The 16,258-nt window shown below is 72.0% G+C and carries 17 protein-coding genes; 7 read left to right on the top strand and 10 right to left on the bottom strand.

Annotation, left to right across the window (positions count from 1 at the left end; genetic code table 11):
- The first annotated feature begins 99 nt into the window (after positions 1 to 99).
- Entirely contained in the window at positions 100 to 648 is a 549-nt protein-coding gene (locus ACWDY5_RS21260) for a bacterial proteasome activator family protein (protein WP_252486469.1), read from the top strand.
- A gap of 172 nt (positions 649 to 820) precedes the next feature.
- On the top strand, positions 821 to 2,020 hold the full coding sequence (locus ACWDY5_RS21255) for a hypothetical protein (RefSeq protein ID WP_449723904.1): 1,200 nt from the start codon (positions 821 to 823) through the stop codon (positions 2,018 to 2,020).
- On the opposite strand, the gene ACWDY5_RS21250 is transcribed toward ACWDY5_RS21255, so the two are convergent.
- The 5 genes from ACWDY5_RS21250 to amiA form a co-directional block, all read right to left on the bottom strand.
- Positions 2,017 to 3,516 carry a hypothetical protein gene (locus tag ACWDY5_RS21250; RefSeq protein ID WP_449723903.1) on the bottom strand — a complete coding sequence of 500 codons (1,500 nt, stop codon included), beginning with the start codon at positions 3,514 to 3,516 and terminating at the stop codon, positions 2,017 to 2,019. The two genes, ACWDY5_RS21255 and ACWDY5_RS21250, sit on opposite strands and share 4 nt — an antisense overlap.
- Complete coding sequence (locus ACWDY5_RS21245; protein ID WP_449723902.1) at positions 3,513 to 4,880, bottom strand: YcaO-like family protein; 1,368 nt, start codon at positions 4,878 to 4,880, stop codon at positions 3,513 to 3,515. The genes ACWDY5_RS21250 and ACWDY5_RS21245 overlap by 4 nt, the downstream gene beginning before the upstream one ends.
- Positions 4,877 to 6,313: a CocE/NonD family hydrolase gene (locus ACWDY5_RS21240; protein ID WP_449723901.1), complete on the bottom strand. Its 1,437-nt coding sequence runs from the start codon at positions 6,311 to 6,313 to the stop codon at positions 4,877 to 4,879. The genes ACWDY5_RS21245 and ACWDY5_RS21240 overlap by 4 nt, the downstream gene beginning before the upstream one ends.
- A complete protein-coding gene (locus tag ACWDY5_RS21235; RefSeq protein WP_449723900.1) occupies positions 6,310 to 7,095 on the bottom strand; it encodes a hypothetical protein in 786 nt (261 codons plus the stop codon). Before ACWDY5_RS21235 ends, ACWDY5_RS21240 begins: the two co-directional genes overlap by 4 nt.
- Positions 7,096 to 7,169: 74 nt before the next feature.
- Positions 7,170 to 7,274, bottom strand: coding sequence for a streptamidine family RiPP (gene amiA / locus ACWDY5_RS21230; RefSeq protein ID WP_252485604.1), 105 nt, complete (start codon positions 7,272 to 7,274; stop codon positions 7,170 to 7,172).
- 88 nt (positions 7,275 to 7,362) lie between these two features.
- On the opposite strand from amiA, the gene ACWDY5_RS21225 reads away from it, so the two are divergent.
- On the top strand, positions 7,363 to 8,622 hold the full coding sequence (locus ACWDY5_RS21225; protein ID WP_449723899.1) for an MFS transporter: 1,260 nt from the start codon (positions 7,363 to 7,365) through the stop codon (positions 8,620 to 8,622).
- Here ACWDY5_RS21225 and ACWDY5_RS21220 read toward each other — a convergent pair.
- The 4 genes from ACWDY5_RS21220 to ACWDY5_RS21205 are packed head-to-tail and all read right to left on the bottom strand — an operon-like array spanning position 8,604 to position 12,226.
- Complete coding sequence (locus tag ACWDY5_RS21220; protein ID WP_449723898.1) at positions 8,604 to 9,380, bottom strand: ABC transporter ATP-binding protein; 777 nt, start codon at positions 9,378 to 9,380, stop codon at positions 8,604 to 8,606. The two genes, ACWDY5_RS21225 and ACWDY5_RS21220, sit on opposite strands and share 19 nt — an antisense overlap.
- Before the next feature lies 1 nt (position 9,381).
- Positions 9,382 to 10,395, bottom strand: a complete 1,014-nt coding sequence (locus ACWDY5_RS21215; protein WP_252485607.1) for a FecCD family ABC transporter permease — start codon at positions 10,393 to 10,395, stop codon at positions 9,382 to 9,384.
- Complete coding sequence (locus ACWDY5_RS21210) at positions 10,392 to 11,375, bottom strand: FecCD family ABC transporter permease (RefSeq protein ID WP_449723897.1); 984 nt, start codon at positions 11,373 to 11,375, stop codon at positions 10,392 to 10,394. The genes ACWDY5_RS21215 and ACWDY5_RS21210 overlap by 4 nt, the downstream gene beginning before the upstream one ends.
- Positions 11,372 to 12,226 carry an ABC transporter substrate-binding protein gene (locus ACWDY5_RS21205; RefSeq protein WP_449723896.1) on the bottom strand — a complete coding sequence of 285 codons (855 nt, stop codon included), beginning with the start codon at positions 12,224 to 12,226 and terminating at the stop codon, positions 11,372 to 11,374. The genes ACWDY5_RS21210 and ACWDY5_RS21205 overlap by 4 nt, the downstream gene beginning before the upstream one ends.
- Before the next feature lie 389 nt (positions 12,227 to 12,615).
- On the opposite strand from ACWDY5_RS21205, the gene wzm reads away from it, so the two are divergent.
- The 3 genes from wzm to glfT1 are packed head-to-tail and all read left to right on the top strand — an operon-like array spanning position 12,616 to position 15,173.
- Positions 12,616 to 13,446 (top strand): galactan export ABC transporter permease subunit Wzm/RfbD, encoded by an 831-nt coding sequence (gene wzm, locus ACWDY5_RS21200; RefSeq protein ID WP_449723895.1) that lies wholly within the window; start codon positions 12,616 to 12,618, stop codon positions 13,444 to 13,446.
- Positions 13,447 to 13,461: 15 nt separating this feature from the next.
- The gene (gene wzt, locus ACWDY5_RS21195; protein ID WP_252485611.1) at positions 13,462 to 14,253 is read left to right on the top strand and encodes a galactan export ABC transporter ATP-binding subunit Wzt/RfbE; all 792 of its coding nucleotides are present in this window, start codon (positions 13,462 to 13,464) and stop codon (positions 14,251 to 14,253) included.
- Positions 14,250 to 15,173: a galactofuranosyltransferase GlfT1 gene (glfT1, locus tag ACWDY5_RS21190; RefSeq protein WP_449723894.1), complete on the top strand. Its 924-nt coding sequence runs from the start codon at positions 14,250 to 14,252 to the stop codon at positions 15,171 to 15,173. Before wzt ends, glfT1 begins: the two co-directional genes overlap by 4 nt.
- Positions 15,174 to 15,270: 97 nt before the next feature.
- Here glfT1 and ACWDY5_RS21185 read toward each other — a convergent pair whose 3' ends face one another.
- On the bottom strand, positions 15,271 to 15,711 hold the full coding sequence (locus tag ACWDY5_RS21185; RefSeq protein ID WP_449723893.1) for a hypothetical protein: 441 nt from the start codon (positions 15,709 to 15,711) through the stop codon (positions 15,271 to 15,273).
- Between the two features lie 225 nt (positions 15,712 to 15,936).
- Here ACWDY5_RS21185 and ACWDY5_RS21180 point away from each other — a divergent pair, with 225 nt between their 5' ends.
- Complete coding sequence (locus ACWDY5_RS21180) at positions 15,937 to 16,212, top strand: hypothetical protein (RefSeq protein WP_449723892.1); 276 nt, start codon at positions 15,937 to 15,939, stop codon at positions 16,210 to 16,212.
- Positions 16,213 to 16,258 lie beyond the last annotated feature (46 nt).

Below are 16,258 nucleotides of genomic sequence, written 5' to 3'. Positions count from 1 at the left end.
AAATCGCCTGAACCCCGGGGTTGCCTGGTGACCGCGGGTAGGCAGGGGTTTGGGGTATCCGAGTCGCATTCGGCCACCAAGGCGAGCGAGGATGGACCCATGAACCAGCCCAGCGACAGCGAGCAGCAGGTCGTGGTCATCGGACCGGACGGCACGCCCATCGGCACCGCCCTCCCATTCGGCAACCCGGTCACGGAAGGTGACGGAGAGAACTCCGGGAACGATGTCAGCGACATGGTCGAGCAGCCGGCCAAGGTGATGCGGATCGGCACCATGATCAAGCAGCTGCTGGAGGAGGTGCGCGCCGCGCCGCTGGACGAGGCCAGCCGCAACCGCCTGCGCGAGATCCACAAGTCCTCGATCACCGAGCTGGAACAGGGCCTCGCGCCCGAGCTGCGGGACGAGCTGGAGCGGCTGTCGCTGCCGTTCAACGACGAGGTGACCCCCTCCGACGCGGAGCTGCGGATCGCCCAGGCCCAGCTGGTCGGCTGGCTGGAGGGCCTGTTCCACGGCATCCAGACCGCGCTGTTCGCCCAGCAGATGGCCGCGCGGGTGCAGCTGGAGCAGATGCGCAGGGGCGCGTTGCCGCCGGGCAAGGGCGGCGAGGCCGATGGCGGGCACCTGGGCGGCGGTGGGCAGTACCTCTGAATCGTGACCGCTGACCCGTTGGCAGCCTAATTGAAAATGGTTATCGTCTCCTCCTGAGTGTCACTTCAGGAGGTAGGACAACATGCTTCGATCCCTCACCGCGGCAGCGACCACGGTGTTATCCCTGGTCGCGTTGGCGCCAGCGGCGAATGCGACCACATCAGGAACCCGCGTGCTGGTGGCCGACCAGCACGCGGCCACCGTGCACGTGCTCGATCCGGTCACCGGGCGGGTGACCGGATCGGTGGCCGACCGGGTGCTCAACGACCACGCAGGCGTGGTCACGCTGCCGGACGGGCGGGCGATCTTCGTCGACGACCGCAGCCACTCGCTGGTCGCACTGCAGCTCTCCGGGACGCCCAAGGTGATCGGCAGTGCACCGGTGGACGGTGAGGTCGCGCACCTGACCGTGGACCCGACCGGCAGCTACGCGGTGATCACCACCGCCGAGCACCACGAGCACGAGGAGCCAGCGGCGCCGCACGAGGAGGGCGCGCACCTCATCGTGGTGGACCTCAAGACCTGGCAGACCAAGGAGGTTCCGGTGGCCGCCGGTGAGCCGGGGGTGCTCATCGACGCCGCGACCGACTCGGTGCTGCTGCGCAACGACGAGCCCGCGGCCGTGCAGGCCTTCCCGCGCCGGGCACTGCTGGCGCACACCGGCACCGAGCCGCTGGCGCCGGCCAGGACGGCGGAGATCGGCGCGCACGGCCACGGCGAGGCGTTCTCCGCCCGGCACCGGGTGGTCACCGTCGCCACCGAACGCGGTTTCGACCTGCTGCCGGTGCGCGCCGACGGATCCTTCGGCACCGCCCGCACGGTCCCGTGGGACATCTCCGGGCGCACCGGCGGCCGCGCGTTCTACGTGCGGCTCGGCGATGACGGCGGCACCGTGGCCAGCTACGTCCGCGACGACCGGGCCGCCGACTGGACCCAGTGGACCGAGGACGCCTACCTGGTGAACGCGGCCACCGGCGCCGCGCACCGGGTGCCGCTGGGCACTGGCTACCTGTACCGCTTCGGCCTGTCGGACACCCTGGCCGGGTACCTGGTGCAGGGCGGGCGCAGTGACGAGCTGGTGCTGGTGGACCTGCGCACCGCGAAGGTGACCGGTCGTCTTGACCTGGGCACGCTGCCCGGCGGCCCGCAGGGCGGAACGGACCCGTTCGCCGCGCAGGGACGGCGGGTCGCGTTGACCGACAACGGCGGCACCGCGTTCGTGACTGCGGGCGGCCAGGGCCGGGTGGACGTGGTGGACACCGCGACCAAGCGGCTGTGCGGCGCGCTGAAGCTGCCGACCGCGCTGAGCGGCGGCGGTTCGATCGCGGTGTGGGAGCCCGGGGTCCGGCACGCGGACCTGGTGGGGCGCTAAGGACCGACGGCCAGCGCGTGCAACACGCGCTGGCCGTTGTGGCGCGCGCGGATCCAGCAGCCAACCGGCCGCACGGACAGCCCAGCGGCGGTGGCCAGCAGCCAGGCCCGGTGCACGGCCATGCCGGCCCGGACGAAGTTCAGCGGCTCGGGGTCACCGGTGGCCAGGAGCAGTCGCTCGGCCTGGGCGAGCTCGGGTTGCCCGCAGGCGCCGGCGGCCAGGTCTGGGGTCGGGCGGACTTCGGTAAGACCGTGATCTGGCAAGGAGATCGGGCCGCGAGAAGGCCAGGCGGCGGTGTGCCGGGCGAGCAGGGTTTCCGCGGTGACCCGCGGTGGGTCCCAGGGCAGCGGGGCCGGCGGGTGCGTGCTCAGCTCGGTGAGAGCGGCTTCGATCAGCGGCAGGCCCGGCGGATCCGGGAATGGCTCTGCGGATTGGCCGACTTGTTCCCTTGTGGATAGTCCTAAGTGGACGGTTGCGAGAGGATATTCGCCGTGCCGCGGGGGTTGCGGGGTGAAGGCGGCGGTGGCGGGAATGGCGAGCGTGCGCGCGGCGGTGAGGATCGCGGCCAGGGCGTGGCCGAGGTCGAGCAGGAGGACTGGGAGGGAGCGGGGGCCGTAGCGCCAGGTGGTGCGTTGTGGTTGCAGGGCAAGGGTGATCGTGGCGGCTGGGGGGCCGTGGAGCTCGTGGGCGATGGGGTCGTAGTAGGCGGAGCCGAGGTGGGCGTTGACCGGGTAGCGGCCGCCCGCGGAGGGGACTCGGCGGAGCCGGACGCCACCGACCTTGCGGGCCGGGTCGCCCGCTAGGGAGAGGTCGAGCAGGGCGCCGAGGGCAGCGAGGGCAGCGCTGTCTGGCTGGGCGGGCGGGTCGGCTTGCTGGTGGGGGCGAAGATGCCGATCGCGAATGTGACCGGTCGTCTTGGATCGGTGGACCTGGGTCCCGCGAAGGTGACCGGTCGTCTCAGACTCGCTGACTCGCTCGTTGCGAAGATGACCGGTCGTCTCGAACGCTCCTGCCTGACCAGCCTGAAAGTGACCAGTCATCTCAGGCTGGCGTACCTGCTCTCCCGCAAAGTGACCGGTCATCTCAAGTTGAGGCGACTGCTCCCCGGGAAAACGACCAGTCGCCTCAAGCTCAGCGGCCCGCTCATCCTCAAAGTGACCGGTCTTCTCGAGTTCGGCCGACTGCTCATCCGCAAAATGACCGGTCATCTCAAGCTTGGCGGCCTGATCGTGCCCAAAGTGACCGGTCATCTCAGCGTCGAGGGCCTGTGAGCCGGGAAAAGGATCAGCCGCCTCGCGGTCACGGGCCTTCGCGTCCCGAATATGACCGGTCGTCTCGGGGTGGGGAGGCGGTTCGGCGGTGGGGGCGTACCGGGGCAGGGGGTGGGTGGGGGCGGGTGGGTAGCGGCGGCGGGTGGGGGGCCAGTTTTCGAGGATGGTGGGGCCTGGGTCGGCGCCGGTCCAGGCGGCGGTCAGGGCGGCTTCGATGGCGGTCACAGGAATGGGGGTGGTTCCAGGACCAGGCCCTCCGGACCGGTCAGGGGGTTCGCGGCCGGGGCCCAGCCGCGGGATTGCTGGGCCTCGCGCCAGCGGGGCAGGCCCAGGTAGCGGAAGGCGGCTGGGGCGTTGGGGACCAGGCCGGTTGCCGCTACGCGCAGGACGCGCCAGGGGGTTTCCGCTACGTCGGGGGTGGTGAGGTCGACGGCGGCCACTCGGCAGCCTTGGGCGCGCAGGCTTTGCTGGAGATCGGGGAGGGTGCCGGTGGGGAGGTCTGCGGCGGCGATCTCGGTGGTGGGGTTGGTGAAGCGCGGGAGGAGGGATTCCTGGGTTCTGGGGTCTAGCCAGATCTGGGGCTGGGCGCCCAGGTCGCGGACTCGGGCGAAGTGGGGGCCTGCGGCGTCGCGGTAGGTGCGGTCGGGGCGGTGGTCCAGGTAGAGGCCCTTGGCCAGGATGCCCGCTTTGATGGTGTCGAAGACCCAGCCGTCGGACTCCAGCAGGCCCAGGGTGAAGACCCAGGTGTGGATGGCTTCCATGGCGGCCTTGGCGCAGGCCTCGGCTGGGTCGAGGCGGGCCGCGCCGCCGCCGGCCACGATGCCGGTCTCCTCGTCGATGGCGACCGCGGCTACGCAGGCGACCGGGTGTTCAGTGGGCAGTTCGACCAGGTGGATCTTCAGGCGGGTGCCGGTGAGGTCGGCGCGCAGGCCGGGGACCGAGTCCAGCGCGATGCCGCGGCTGGGGGCGCCCAGGTGCCACCAGAGTTCCAGGGCGTCGCGTTCCAGCAGTTCCAGCAGGCCTCGGCGGAAGGCGTCGGGGGCGTCCGCGCCGGTGGCGATGCCCGCGTAGTTGAGGTGGTGCAGGCGGGGTTCGCGCTTGCGCTCGCCGGTGAAGTAGTTCAGGTAGACCCAGGAGGCGGGCAGCCAGCAGGGTTCGCCGTCCTCTTCGCCCCTGGTCCACAGCAGCTCCGTGTCGGCGGTGAACTCCTGGTACGGGAAGCCGGGTTCGCGGTGCTGCCACGGTGCGAAGAAGGGCAGGTCGGCTGGGCCGAAGTGGCGGTGGCCCTCAGCCGCCAGGACAGCCGCGGTGGTGCGGCGGAGGCGGGGGTCGTCGAGCGGGGGCAGGCGGTTGCCGCAGTAGCGCTCGACCGCCTCGCCGAGGGCCGCGACCCTGGCTCCCTCGACGTCGCCGAAGGTGGTGCCCAGGCTGACCCGGTCGGCGGGCCAGGCGCCGAGCCTGCGGGCGTCGGACACCTCGGCGGTGACGCCGCGGTACCGGTGCGGCAGGCCGGGCACCGGGGTCACGTCGACGAACCGGCGGACGATGCCGGTCAGTGGGTCGACCATGGTCTCCGGCGACAGGCTCACCGGACCACCTCCTCGATCAGGTTCGCCGCGGGCACCGCGTCGGCGGCCGCGGCCCAGGGCAGGGTGAGTTCGGCGTGCAGCACCTCGCGGCGGCTGGGGTGCAGCTCGACCGCGTCGACCGGGTCCACCCCGGTGTGCGGGTTGCGGGCGTGCCGGGGCCAGTGGTGCCCGGCGATCTCCAGGCGCAGCCGGGTTCCTGGCGGCAGTTCGACGCCGAGCGGGCCCAGTTCGGCGGTGCGCTCGACCGGATGGCCGGGTGGGGCGGTGTCGCGGAAGATCGTGTGCGCCAGCTGGCGTTGATCGTCCACTGTGGACAGACGGAGTAGCCAGTCGTTATCGGGGGTGTCCGCGCGCAGCCGCAGGCGGACGCCGATCCGGCCGCGCAGCACGCCGCCGGGCAGTGGGGCGGAGTGCAGCAGGGCGCGGTCGGGGCGGTTGGCGTCGGGGGCGAGGTCGGCGGTGGGCTCGCGGGAGGGGAACGGGTGGGCCGGGTCGGCGGTGAAGACGCCGCGGACCACGGAGAGAGGGCAGGCGGGGCCGGTGTCGGCGGGCCAGCGGGACCAGTGGTCGCCGGTGGCGATCCAGGCCACGGCACCGGTGAGGGCGGGGCGGGCGGCGAGGGCGGCTTGGGCGAAGGCCAGGTACAGCGCGCCGATGCGTTTGCCGGCCAGGGCCGCGCCGGGAGCATGGGCGTCCAGCAGGTGGCCCCAGGGGCCCAGGACCAGGCGGGACGGGCCGCCCCAGGTGGCGGCCAACTCGGCGGTGTCGGCGGCGAAGGGGTCGTGCACGCCGCCGACAGCGAGCAGGGGGACCTGACATTCGCGAAGGGCTGGCCAGAGCGCGCCGCGGCGGGGGGCGGACCAGAGGTCGGGCCAGCCTGGTTGGTCGACCAGGTCGCGGATGGGGAGGTGGGTGAGGTCGAGCTGGACTGGGGGGCGGGGTTGTGCCGTGCCGCCGTGTTCGGACCACCAGCCGGCGCGGCAGGCCAGGCGGGCCGCGCCGCCTGGGTCGCGGGCGGTTTCGCCGGGGCCCATGGCGGGGACGGCGGCGATCACCGCGGCCACCGGGGCGGTGCCGGCCGCGGCGGTGGCCAGTGCGCAGTAGGCGCCGTAGGACGCGCCGGTGAGGATGACCCGGCCGTCGCAGAAGTCCTGGGCGTGCACCCAGTCGAGGACTGCGGCACCGTCTGACGCCTCGTGCACGTAGGGGCGGAACTGGCCGCCGGAGGCGAATCTGCCCCGGGTATCCACGGTTACGCAGGCGAAACCTCGTTTCGCCCAACTTTTTGCCTCGGCGTGGTTTAGCCGCTGGTCGTAGGGGGAACGAAGAAGTACCACCGGCGTTCGCTCACGCTCGGGAGAGCGGAAGACGGTGGCAGCGAGCGGCACCTCGTCCGCGGCGGGGACGAGGTGCCCCTCTACTTCTGCGCTCATGGAGCACAGTCCGGGACGCGGAGCACCGGGTGGTCGGTGATCGCGGCGGTGTCCAGGTCGAGCACGCGCAGCCGCCGGTTGGCGGGCAGTTCGGTCGTCACCAGGGAGCCGGCCGGGCGAGTGGGTTGCGCGCAGGCCCAGCTGCGGAGGTCGAGGGCGGCGGCGGCCAGCACCAGGTTCAGGTCGGCTGCGTCGAAGTGTTCCGCGCCGGTGATCGTTTCCCGCTGCGCCCAGTAGGCGGCCAGGTGCTGGTGGCCGGAGCCGGCGGCGGCCAGGCGGCGCAGCCGGACGTCGCGGTGGCGAACGTCGGCCGGGCCGGCGGCCACCGGTTCCAGGATCGCGTGCCTGCCCTCGCGGCTGATCCGCTGCCAGGCGATGCCGCGGGCCGGCAGTTCGTCCAGCTCGGTCCACCACTGCGGGGCCGGGCCGTCGTGCAGGGCGCAGACCGCGGCCAGGCCGTCCAACGCGTCCGCGGTGACCAGGCGCGGGTCGGCGCCGTGCGCGCGGAGCAGGTCGAGGTAGGGCTGGGCCAGCTCCTCGGTGGCCAGCACGCCGACGGCGGCGCGTTCGGCTGGCCAGGCGCGGCGGCGGCCGAGGAACCCGGCCTCAGCGAAGGCGGACAGCTCTGGCGGGGCCTGCGCGCCGGTGGTCAGGGTGGCGCGGACGGCGGTGAGGATCTCCGGCGGCAGCGCGATGTCGAGCACCTCGCCCTCTGGCGAGCGCAGCGCGGTCCGGTCCTCGGGCAGGCCGAACAGCACGGCGCCCGGTGTCAGCTGACTCATGCGCACCTCCGGGACAGGCGGTGGCCCGCCGCGCCCCGGGGCACGGCGGGCCACCTTGTCAGGTCAGACCGAAATCAGTCCTGGTCGGCGAACGGGTTCTCGACCAGGGCGTTGCTGTGGCTAGCCGAGTTGTGCGGCAGCTCGCGCTCGGTCTCGACGCGCACGAACACCTTGTCCATCTCGTACCTCCTCAGATGACGGTTGACCTTCAACCTCCTCATGCCTATCACAAATGAAAGTCATTACCAATAGTGTTAGTGTGCTCGGGTGACGAACGTTGTAGCCCTCCGGCGGGACCCGGACTTCCGCCGGTACCTCGCCGCTCGGGTGATTTCCGTGGCCGGTTCGCGGGTGACCCTGGTCGCGCTGCCGATCCTGGTGTACCAACTCACCGGCTCCGCGGCCTGGAGCGCGGCCATGGCGGCCGCGGAGACGCTGCCCTACCTGCTGTTCGGCCTGTTCGCGGGCGTGCTGGCGGACCGGCTGGACCGGCGCGGGCTGATGGTGGCCGCGGACCTGCTCAACGCGGCCCTGCTGGTCAGCATCCCGGTTACCTGGGCACTCGGCGGCCTCACCGTGGAGCACGTCGTGGTGGCCGGGTTCCTGTCCCAGACGCTGTTCGTGGTCTTCGACGCGGCCAACTTCGGCGCGCTGCCCACCCTGGTCGGCAAGGACCGGACCACCTCGGCCTACGCCACCGTGTCCGGGATGACCACGGTGGTGGAGATGGTGGTGCCGCCGCTGGCCACGCTGGCCGTCACGCTGCTCTCCCCCGCCCCCATGCTGACCGTGGACGTGCTCAGCTACGCCATCTCGGCCCTGCTGCTGCGCGCCATCGTGCGCCCGCTGTCCGCGCCGGACCGGGCCGGGCGGCCGCGCTCGCTGGCCGACATCCGGACCGACGTGCGCGGCGGACTGACCTTCCTGTGGCGTCACCCGACCGTGCGCACGCTGACCCTGGTCGGCGCCACCCATTCGGCCGCAGGCGGGGCCTGGGTGGCGATGCTGCTGCCGTGGGCGGACCGCTCGCTCGGCGTGCCACCCAGCGGCGACCCCCGGCTGGCCGTGCTGACCAGCTGCTGGGGCGTGGGCGCGCTGCTCGCGGCCAAGCTGGTGCCGGTGCTCAGCCGCAGGCTCGGCCCGGCGCGGCTGGCCCTGCGCGCGCTGCCCGCCTCGCTGCTGTGCGGGCTACTGGTGGTGTTCAGCTCGCACTGGCTGCTCGGCGCGGTGGCCGCGGTCGCCTGGGGCACCGCCTACACCACGGTGGTGATCAACGCGATCACCTTCCGGCAGCAGGTCACCCCGGACGAGCTGCAGGGCCGGGTGAACACCACAGCGCGGATGCTCTCCTACGGCCTCGGCCAGCCGCTGGGCGCGACGCTGGCCGGGGTGGTCGCGGTGGCGGCGAGCCCGAGTGCCGGACTCGCCGCCGCGGTTGGCGTGCTCGCGGTGGGCGTGGTGCTGGCCTGGTGCTCGCCGCTGCGCGCGGAGACCAGGCCGGAGCGGGTCTACAGCACCGTGTCGTAGGCGCAGGCCGGGCGGCCGGTCCGCTCGTCCCGCCAGACCCGCCCGCGCACGCCGAAGACCTCGGCCAGCAGCCCGGCGTCGACCACCTCGGCGGCCGGGCCGTCGGCGTGCACCGCCCCGTCCCGCAGCGCGACCACCCGGTCGGCGAAGCGGGCCGCCTGGGCCAGGTCGTGCAGCACGGTGACCACGGTCAGCCCGCGTTCGGCGCGCAGCCTGGCCACCAGCTCCAGCACCTCCAGCTGGTGCCGGACGTCCAGGTAGGTGGTCGGCTCGTCCAGCAGCAGCACCGGGGCGTCCTGGGCCAGTGCCAGGGCCAGCCGGACCCGCTGGCGCTCGCCGCCGGAGAGCCGGTCCACCGCGGCGTCGGCGTACTCGGTCACCCCGGTCTCGGCCAGCGCCCTGCGCACCTGCTCGTCGTCGCCGGTGCGCAGCATGCCCAGCGGGCCGCGCACGGCGTAGCGGCCCTGCCGGACCAGCTGGCGCACGGTCAGCCCCGGTACCGAGGGCATGGCCTGCGGCAGCACCGCGATCCGGCGGGCGATCTCCCTGCGGGACAACGAGTCCAGCCCGTCCGCGCCGAGGCGCACCGTGCCCGCGTCCGGGTTGTGCAGCCCGGCCAGCACGCGCAGCAGGGTGCTCTTGCCGCAGCCGTTGCGGCCCACCAGCGCGAGCCACTCCCCCTCCGCCACCTGTATGTCCACAGTGGACAGAACCGTGCGCGGCCCGAACCGGACGGTGATGCCGGTGCCAGTGATCATTTCAGTCCCTCCCCGCCAGCGCGCTGGAGAACCGGCGCGCGACCACGATCAACACCACCGCGCCTGCCAGCGCGGTCACCGCGCCAACCGGCACCCCGATCCGCTGGCTGCCCGAAGCCGGGACCAGCAGGGTCACCGCCTGGGCCAGGAAGTCCGCCCCGCACACGCAAGCCGCGCCGGCGATCCCGGCCGAGGGCAGCAGCAGCCGGTGCTCGGCCCCGGTGAGCAGCCGCGCGGCGTGCGGGGCGAGCAGTCCGACGAAGGCCACCGCGCCCACCGCGGCGACCGAGGCCGCGGTGGCCAGCACCGCGCCGAGCAGTGCGAGCATCCGCCACGGCGGCACCGCGAGGCCGACTGCCTTGGCGTGGTCGTCATCCACCGCGAGCAGGTCCAGCGCGGGCGCCACCAGCGCGAGCACCAGCGTCACCAGCAGCAGCCACGGCCACAGCGCGTGCCAGTGCTCCCAGGTCCGCCCGTTGAGCGAACCGACCAGCCAGCGCGCGGCCGCACCGGCCAGCTGCGGCCGGGCGGTGAGCAGCACCAGGGACAGCCCGGCCAGCACCGCGGAGACCAGCACGCCGAGCACCACCAGCCGCAGCGGGTCGGCCCCGGCCCGCGAGGCGATCAGCCACAGCGCGGCGCCGCCGAGCACACCGCCCATGATCGCCGCTGCGGTGAGCCCGGCCGCGGTGCCCGCCAGGCCGAACACGGTGGCCGCCACCGCACCGAGCACCGCGCCGGAGCCGACCCCGGTGACCTCGGGCGAGGCCATCGGGTTGCGCAGCACGGCCTGCAGCACCACGCCGCCGAGGCCCAAGCAGGCGCCGGTGCCCAGGGCGACCAGCATCCGGGGCAGGCGGAGCTCGCCGACGATGGTCAGGTTCAGCTCGCTGCCCGCGCCGAAGAGGGCGAACAGCGCGTCCAGCGGGCCGACCGAGGTGCCGACGGAGAGCTGGGCCACCGCGGCCACCGCGAGCGCGAGCAGCAGCAGCGGGACGGCCAGTCGCCGGGTCATCCGAGCACCTCCGCGCGGCGGCGGAACAGCAGCAGCGTGCCCAGCACCACCGCGACCACCGCGGTCAGGCCGCCCACCGGCAGCTCGACCGGGTAGAGCACGGTGCGCGCCAGCAGGTCGGCCAGCACCACCAGCAGCGCGCCGAAGACCGCCGACCAGGCCAGCCACACCCTGGCGCCCGCGGTCGGCCGCAGCCGCCTGGCCAGCTGCGGGCCGAGGAAGCCGACCCAGGCGATCGGGCCTGCCGGGCCGACCGCCACCGCGACCAGCGCGCAGGCCAGCACCAGCACCGCCAGCCGGGCCCGGCCCGCGCGCAGGCCGAGTGCGGAGGCGGTGTCATCGCCCAGCCGGAGCAGGCCGAGCGCGGGCACCGCGAGCAGCGCCAGCGGCAGCGCGGCGAGCAGGCCGGGTGCGGCGAAGGCCACCGTGTCCCAGGTGGTGCCGGTCAGCGAGCCCAGCAGGTAGCGGAACAGCACGCCCTGCTCGCGGGAGTCCGACAGGGACAGCCCGGTGAACAGGACCGCCTGCAGCGCCGCGCTCACCGCGGCCCCGATCAGCAGCACCGCGGCCGGGCCGACCGCCCTGCGCGCGGCGAGCAGGGTGAGCAGGCCGCCGGTCACCGCGCCGAGCAGCGCGGGGACCAGCGGCGCGCCCGGCACCGGCACCGCCCAGACCACCGTGATGGCCACCGCGGCGGAGGCCCCGCTGGAGACGCCCAGCAGCTCCGGCACGGCCAGCGGGTTGCGCAGCGACTCCTGCAGCAGCAGCCCGGCCGCGCCCAGCGCCGCGCCCGCGCACAGCGCGAGCAGCAGCCTGGGCGCGCGCAGCAGCACGACCACCGCGTGTTCCAGTTCGGTCTCGGCGGCGAAGGCCGCGGGCAGCCGGTTGACCCCGACCAGCGGGGTGCCCAGGCACAGCGTGGCCGTGGCCGCCACCAGCAAGGCCAGCACCGCGAGCAGGGGCGCGAGCTGCCTGCTCACGCCGCGGGCGCCGCGGACACCTTGGCGATCGCCTCGTCGATGATCGCGCCGAGGCTGCGGGTGCCCCGGCCGGAGCCCCAGAGCTTGGGCACGACCTCGTGCACCTGACCGGACTGCACGGCCTTCACCTGCTTCCACACCGGGTTCGCGGCGAGCTGTTCGGACAGCTTCTTGTCGGTGGCGGCGAAGATCAAGGAGTAGACGAAGACCACGGTCGGCTGCTTCGCCAGGATCTCCTCCACGCTGTAGATGTTCGCGGTCTCCACGTTGCCGCCCTTGGCCGGGAACGGGTAGCCGAAGAGCTGGCCGAGCAGCTTGCCGTTGATCGAGTCGGCGGTGTCCACGCCGATGGAGTCGGCGCTGCCGAACATCAGCAGCACGGTCTGCTTGTTCAGGCCCTTCTGCCTGCTGGTCTCGATCGCCTGCGCCAGCTTGGTGCGGAACTTCTTCTCCGCGGCCAGGGCCTGCTCGGTGCGGCCGGTGAGCGCGCCCAGGTTGCGCAGGTAGCCGACGGACTGCTCCCAGCTGCTCGGGTTGACTGTCCACAGTGGAGCGTTGAACTTCTGCACCGCGGGCCGGAGTCCGTCGTGCACACCGGAAAGTCCGATCACCAGGTCCGGCTTGAGCGCGCCGATCGCCTCCGCGTCCTCCTGGCCGAAGCTGCCGGGCACCACCGGCACCTGCTTGCCCGCCTCACCGGCCAGCTGGGGCAGGGTCAGCAGCACCGCGTTGGAGGTGCCTGCCGGTTTCAGTCCGAGTTCGGTGAGCGCGTCGTCACACAATCCGGTGAGGCAGACGATCCGCTCCGGGACCTTGGGCAGGGTCACGTTCTGTCCGCCCGGATCGGTCACGCTGAGCGAGGGCGCCAGCGGCGCCGCGTTGACCTCGACGGCCGCTCCGGTGGCTGCCGCAGGGGTCGTGGGAGCGGTTGCGGGTGGCGCCGCGGTGCACGCGGAAACTACGGCTGCCGACGCCGTGACCAGGCTGAGCAGGCCGATCTTGGTGCGCGACGGACGCACAGGACACCTCCGGGTGGGGATGGGACCGAAGAAGACGATAACGGTTTTCATCTTGCCTCGGGCAGGTCACCTGGAAGCCGTGGGGACCGTCACGATCGCCTAACGCCACGCATGGTGAAATCGCGCACCGCGACCGCGCTATGACCCACCGGAGGCCAAGCACGGAATGTCGCGCCGGTACCCTCACTTTCGTGTCCAGCAGCACTGTCGAAAATCCAGCGGTGACCACTGCCCGCGCGTACCGGAGCTGGGGCCGGGCCTTCGCAGACCTGCGCGCCGGATGGAACCAGCGTTCACTCTGGGGCCATCTCGGCTGGCAGGACATCAAGCAGGGCTACCGGCGCTCGGTGCTCGGTCCACTGTGGATCACCATCAGCACCGGCGTGATGGCGCTGGCGATGGGCATCCTGTTCTCGGCCATCCAGAACGCGCCGATCCAGTTCTTCCTGCCGTACGTCACCGTCGGCCTGGTCTGCTGGACGTTCATCGCGAACTGTGTGAACGAGGGCGCGAACGTCTTCATCGCCAACGAGGGCCTGATCAAGCAGCTGCCCTCGCCGCTGACCACACACGTGTTCCGGCTGGTGTGGCGCCAGGTGCTGCTGTTCGCGCACAACTTCCTGATCTACTTCATCATGCTGGCGATCTTCCCGCAGGACCTGAAGTGGACCGTGTTGTACGCGATCCCGGCCTTCGCGCTGATCGTGCTCAACGGCGGCTGGGTCGCACTGCTAACCGGCATCATCAGCACCCGGTTCCGGGACATCCCGCCGATCATCGGCAGTGTCGTGCTGCTGCTGTTCTACATGACCCCGATCGTGTGGGACTTCAACATCCTGGCCAACCACACGAACCAGCTGGTCAGGGAGCGCGCCTACCTGGCCGAGTTCAACCCGTTCCTGCACTTCATCGAGATCATCCGGCGGCCGCTGCTGGGCCAGGACCAGCTCTTCCACCACTGGCTGATCGTCGGCATCATCACCGTGGTCGGCTGGGGCGCAGCGCTGGTGATGCTGCGCAACTACCGTGCCCGCGTGTCCTACTGGGTGTAAGGGGGCTGAATTCCCATGGTCAGCATCGAGGTACAGAACGCCTGGGTCGAGTTCCCCATCTTCGACGCCAAGACGCGCTCGCTGAAGAAGGCCGTGCTCGGCAAGGCCGGCGGCAAGATCGGCACCGAGAGCAAGGTGCCGGTGATCGAGGCGCTGCGGGATGTCTCCATCTCGCTCCAGCACGGTGACCGGGTCGCGCTGGTCGGACACAACGGCGCGGGCAAGTCCACCCTGCTGCGGCTGCTCTCCGGCATCTACGAGCCGACCAGGGGCACCTCCAGGATCATCGGCAAGGTCGCGCCCGTGTTCGACCTCGGCGTCGGCATGGACCCGGAGATCTCCGGCTACGACAACATCATCATCCGCGGGCTGTTCCTGGGCATGACCCGCAAGCAGATGGAAGCCCGCATCGACGACATCGCCGAGTTCAGCGAGCTGGGCAACTACCTGTCGATGCCGCTGCGGACCTATTCCACCGGTATGCGGGTGCGCCTCGCGCTCGGCGTGGTGACCTCGATCGACCCGGAGATCCTGCTGCTGGACGAGGGCATCGGCGCGGTCGACGCGGCCTTCCTGGACAAGGCGCGGGACCGGCTCAACGACCTGGTCAAGCGTTCCGGCATGCTGGTGTTCGCCTCGCACTCCGACGAGTTCCTCAAGAGCCTGTGCAGCACCGCGATCTGGGTGGACCACGGGCAGGTCAAGGCGCACGGCGCGCTACGCGAGGTGCTCACGCAGTACAAGGGCAGGGACCCGTTCGCCAATGACGACGAGCACGCTTCGGTGGGAGCTGGTGGCACGCCATGACTGATCGGGCTGGGTCGAAAGCACCAGAGGGCAAGGTCATCGCGGTGGTGGTCACCTGCCGCCGGCGCGAACTGCTCGCGGACTCGCTGAAGGTGATCGCGGCCCAGACCCGGCAGCCGGACCACCTGGTGGTCGTGGACAACGGGCTGGACCAGCCGGCGCGGGACGTGGTCGAGGCCTGCCCGCTGCCCACCACCTACCTGCTCTCCGAGCGCAACCTCGGCGGCGCGGGCGGCTTCGCGCTGGGCATGCTGCACGCGCTGGCCATGGGCGCGGACTGGGTGTGGCTGGGCGACGACGACGGGCGGCCGGCCGACGACACCGTGCTGGAGGTGCTGCTGGATGAGGCCAAGCGCCGCAAGCTGGCCGCGGTCAGCCCGGTCGTGGTCAACATCGAGCGCCCGGACACCCTGGCCTTCCCGCTGCGCCGCGGCCTGACCTGGAAGCGCCGCCGCGAGGAGCTGAGCAGCCCGGACAGCCCGGACTTCCTGCCGGGCATCGCATCCTTCTTCAACGGCGCGCTGTTCCGCGCCTCCACCCTGGACGTGGTGGGCGTGCCGGACTACCGGCTGTTCTTCCGCGGCGACGAGGTGGAGATCCACCGCAGGGTGGTGCGCAGCGGCCTGCGCTTCGGCACCACGCTGAAGGTGGCCTACGCGCACCCGGACGGCTCAGCGGAGTTCAAGCCGATGCTGGGCGGCCGCTTCCACGCCCAGGACCCCGGCGACCCGATCAAGCGCTACTACACCTACCGCAACCGCGGCTACCTGTTGTCCCAGCCGGGCATGCGCAAGCTGGGGCTGCTGGAGGTGGTCCGCTTCGGGCTGTACTTCCTGGGGCAGAAGAAGGACCCGAAGGCGTTCGTGGAGTGGGTGAAGCTCGTGCTGCAGGGGCGCAGGGAGAAGTTCTTCCGCAAGTGACGGTTCCGGGGCATCGCTGAGTCGCTCGGCGGTGCCCCGGCTCATTTCCCGACGGTCAGCACCGCTCGCCGCACATCCTCGGTCGCAGCGAGGCTGCTCAGCACCACTTCTGCCCCAGCGGCGCGGAGTTCGCGCACGCTGCTGCCGCCGGTCGCCACCGCGACCACTCGCGCACCCGCCCGCGCCGAGCGATGCGCACCAGTTCAGCTCGGTCGTGGTGGTCGTCGCCGTAGGCGCCGGAGGCCAGGTCGACCAGGGTGTCCAGACCGAAGACCGCGAGCTTGATCCGGGCGACCTCGCGAAGATTGCCGGTGAGCACGCTCTGCTGGACGGCCGGCTCAGCGGCGAAGGTCACGAGGGCCTGCCGGGCTCCGGGCAGGGCGCGGCCGACGGACCGGAGTTCGTCGCGGGCCTGGTGATAACCCGTGACCAGTGCCTGGCCAAGTTTCGCGACCGCAGTTGCGGTCGGGTCAATTCCGTTGAGCCGCAGGCTTTCGCGCATGATCTCCAGCTCGGTGTGGCCTGACACCGCGGCCATGCGCGTAATGGGTCTTCCGGTGGCGGAGTGGAAAGCTCGTTCAAAACGCGGCGCCCCACGCCGCGGGTCTCGATCAAGGTGTGGTCGATGTCCCAGAGCAGCAGGATCCGGTTGGGCGCGGTGGCTGCCATACCGCGATTCTGGCAGCTCTCGTTCGCCCGTAGCGGATCCGCTACGGGCGAACTTGTGTTGTGGCGCAAGGGTTTTGCTGATGACCTTGGGGCCATGGCACAGAAACGAGCACTCATCCTGCACATCGCCGGCGTTGGCGAGCCGGTCAGGGTCGCGCTGACCGACGAGGTGGCCGACGACCTCGGGCCGCGGTTGCGGCGGCATCTGGAGACCGCGAGCACCCAGGTGGTGGCGACCGAGGACGGCGGGGAGTTCGTCATCAACTTCGCGCACGTGGCGACGGCGCATATCGGACCGGTGAACGCGCCGGGTGGGTTGTACGGAAAGGCGCCGGCGGCCGGGGCCAAGGAGACCGCGCTGACACCCTGATCGGGTCTGTGCGTAACCGCTTCGGCGCGGAGTGTAATCTCCGCCC

The organism is Crossiella sp. NPDC003009 (assembly GCF_053591555.1).
Note: the sequence above shows the minus strand (reverse complement) of the source record. Positions and strands in the feature narration are given on the sequence as shown.

Excerpts from the sequence above, each read along its gene's own strand:
- ACWDY5_RS21260 (WP_252486469.1), top strand. The coding sequence starts at position 100 with ATGAACCAGCCCAGCGACAGCGAGCAGCAGGTCGTGGTCATCGGACCG.
- ACWDY5_RS21240 (WP_449723901.1), bottom strand. The coding sequence starts at position 6,313 with ATGAGCGCAGAAGTAGAGGGGCACCTCGTCCCCGCCGCGGACGAGGTG.
- ACWDY5_RS21235 (WP_449723900.1), bottom strand. The coding sequence starts at position 7,095 with ATGAGTCAGCTGACACCGGGCGCCGTGCTGTTCGGCCTGCCCGAGGAC.
- amiA (WP_252485604.1), bottom strand. The coding sequence starts at position 7,274 with ATGGACAAGGTGTTCGTGCGCGTCGAGACCGAGCGCGAGCTGCCGCAC.
- ACWDY5_RS21220 (WP_449723898.1), bottom strand. The coding sequence starts at position 9,380 with ATGATCACTGGCACCGGCATCACCGTCCGGTTCGGGCCGCGCACGGTT.
- ACWDY5_RS21215 (WP_252485607.1), bottom strand. The coding sequence starts at position 10,395 with ATGACCCGGCGACTGGCCGTCCCGCTGCTGCTGCTCGCGCTCGCGGTG.
- wzt (WP_252485611.1), top strand. The coding sequence starts at position 13,462 with ATGGTCAGCATCGAGGTACAGAACGCCTGGGTCGAGTTCCCCATCTTC.
- glfT1 (WP_449723894.1), top strand. The coding sequence starts at position 14,250 with ATGACTGATCGGGCTGGGTCGAAAGCACCAGAGGGCAAGGTCATCGCG.
- ACWDY5_RS21185 (WP_449723893.1), bottom strand. The coding sequence starts at position 15,711 with ATGGCCGCGGTGTCAGGCCACACCGAGCTGGAGATCATGCGCGAAAGC.
- ACWDY5_RS21180 (WP_449723892.1), top strand. The coding sequence starts at position 15,937 with ATGGCACAGAAACGAGCACTCATCCTGCACATCGCCGGCGTTGGCGAG.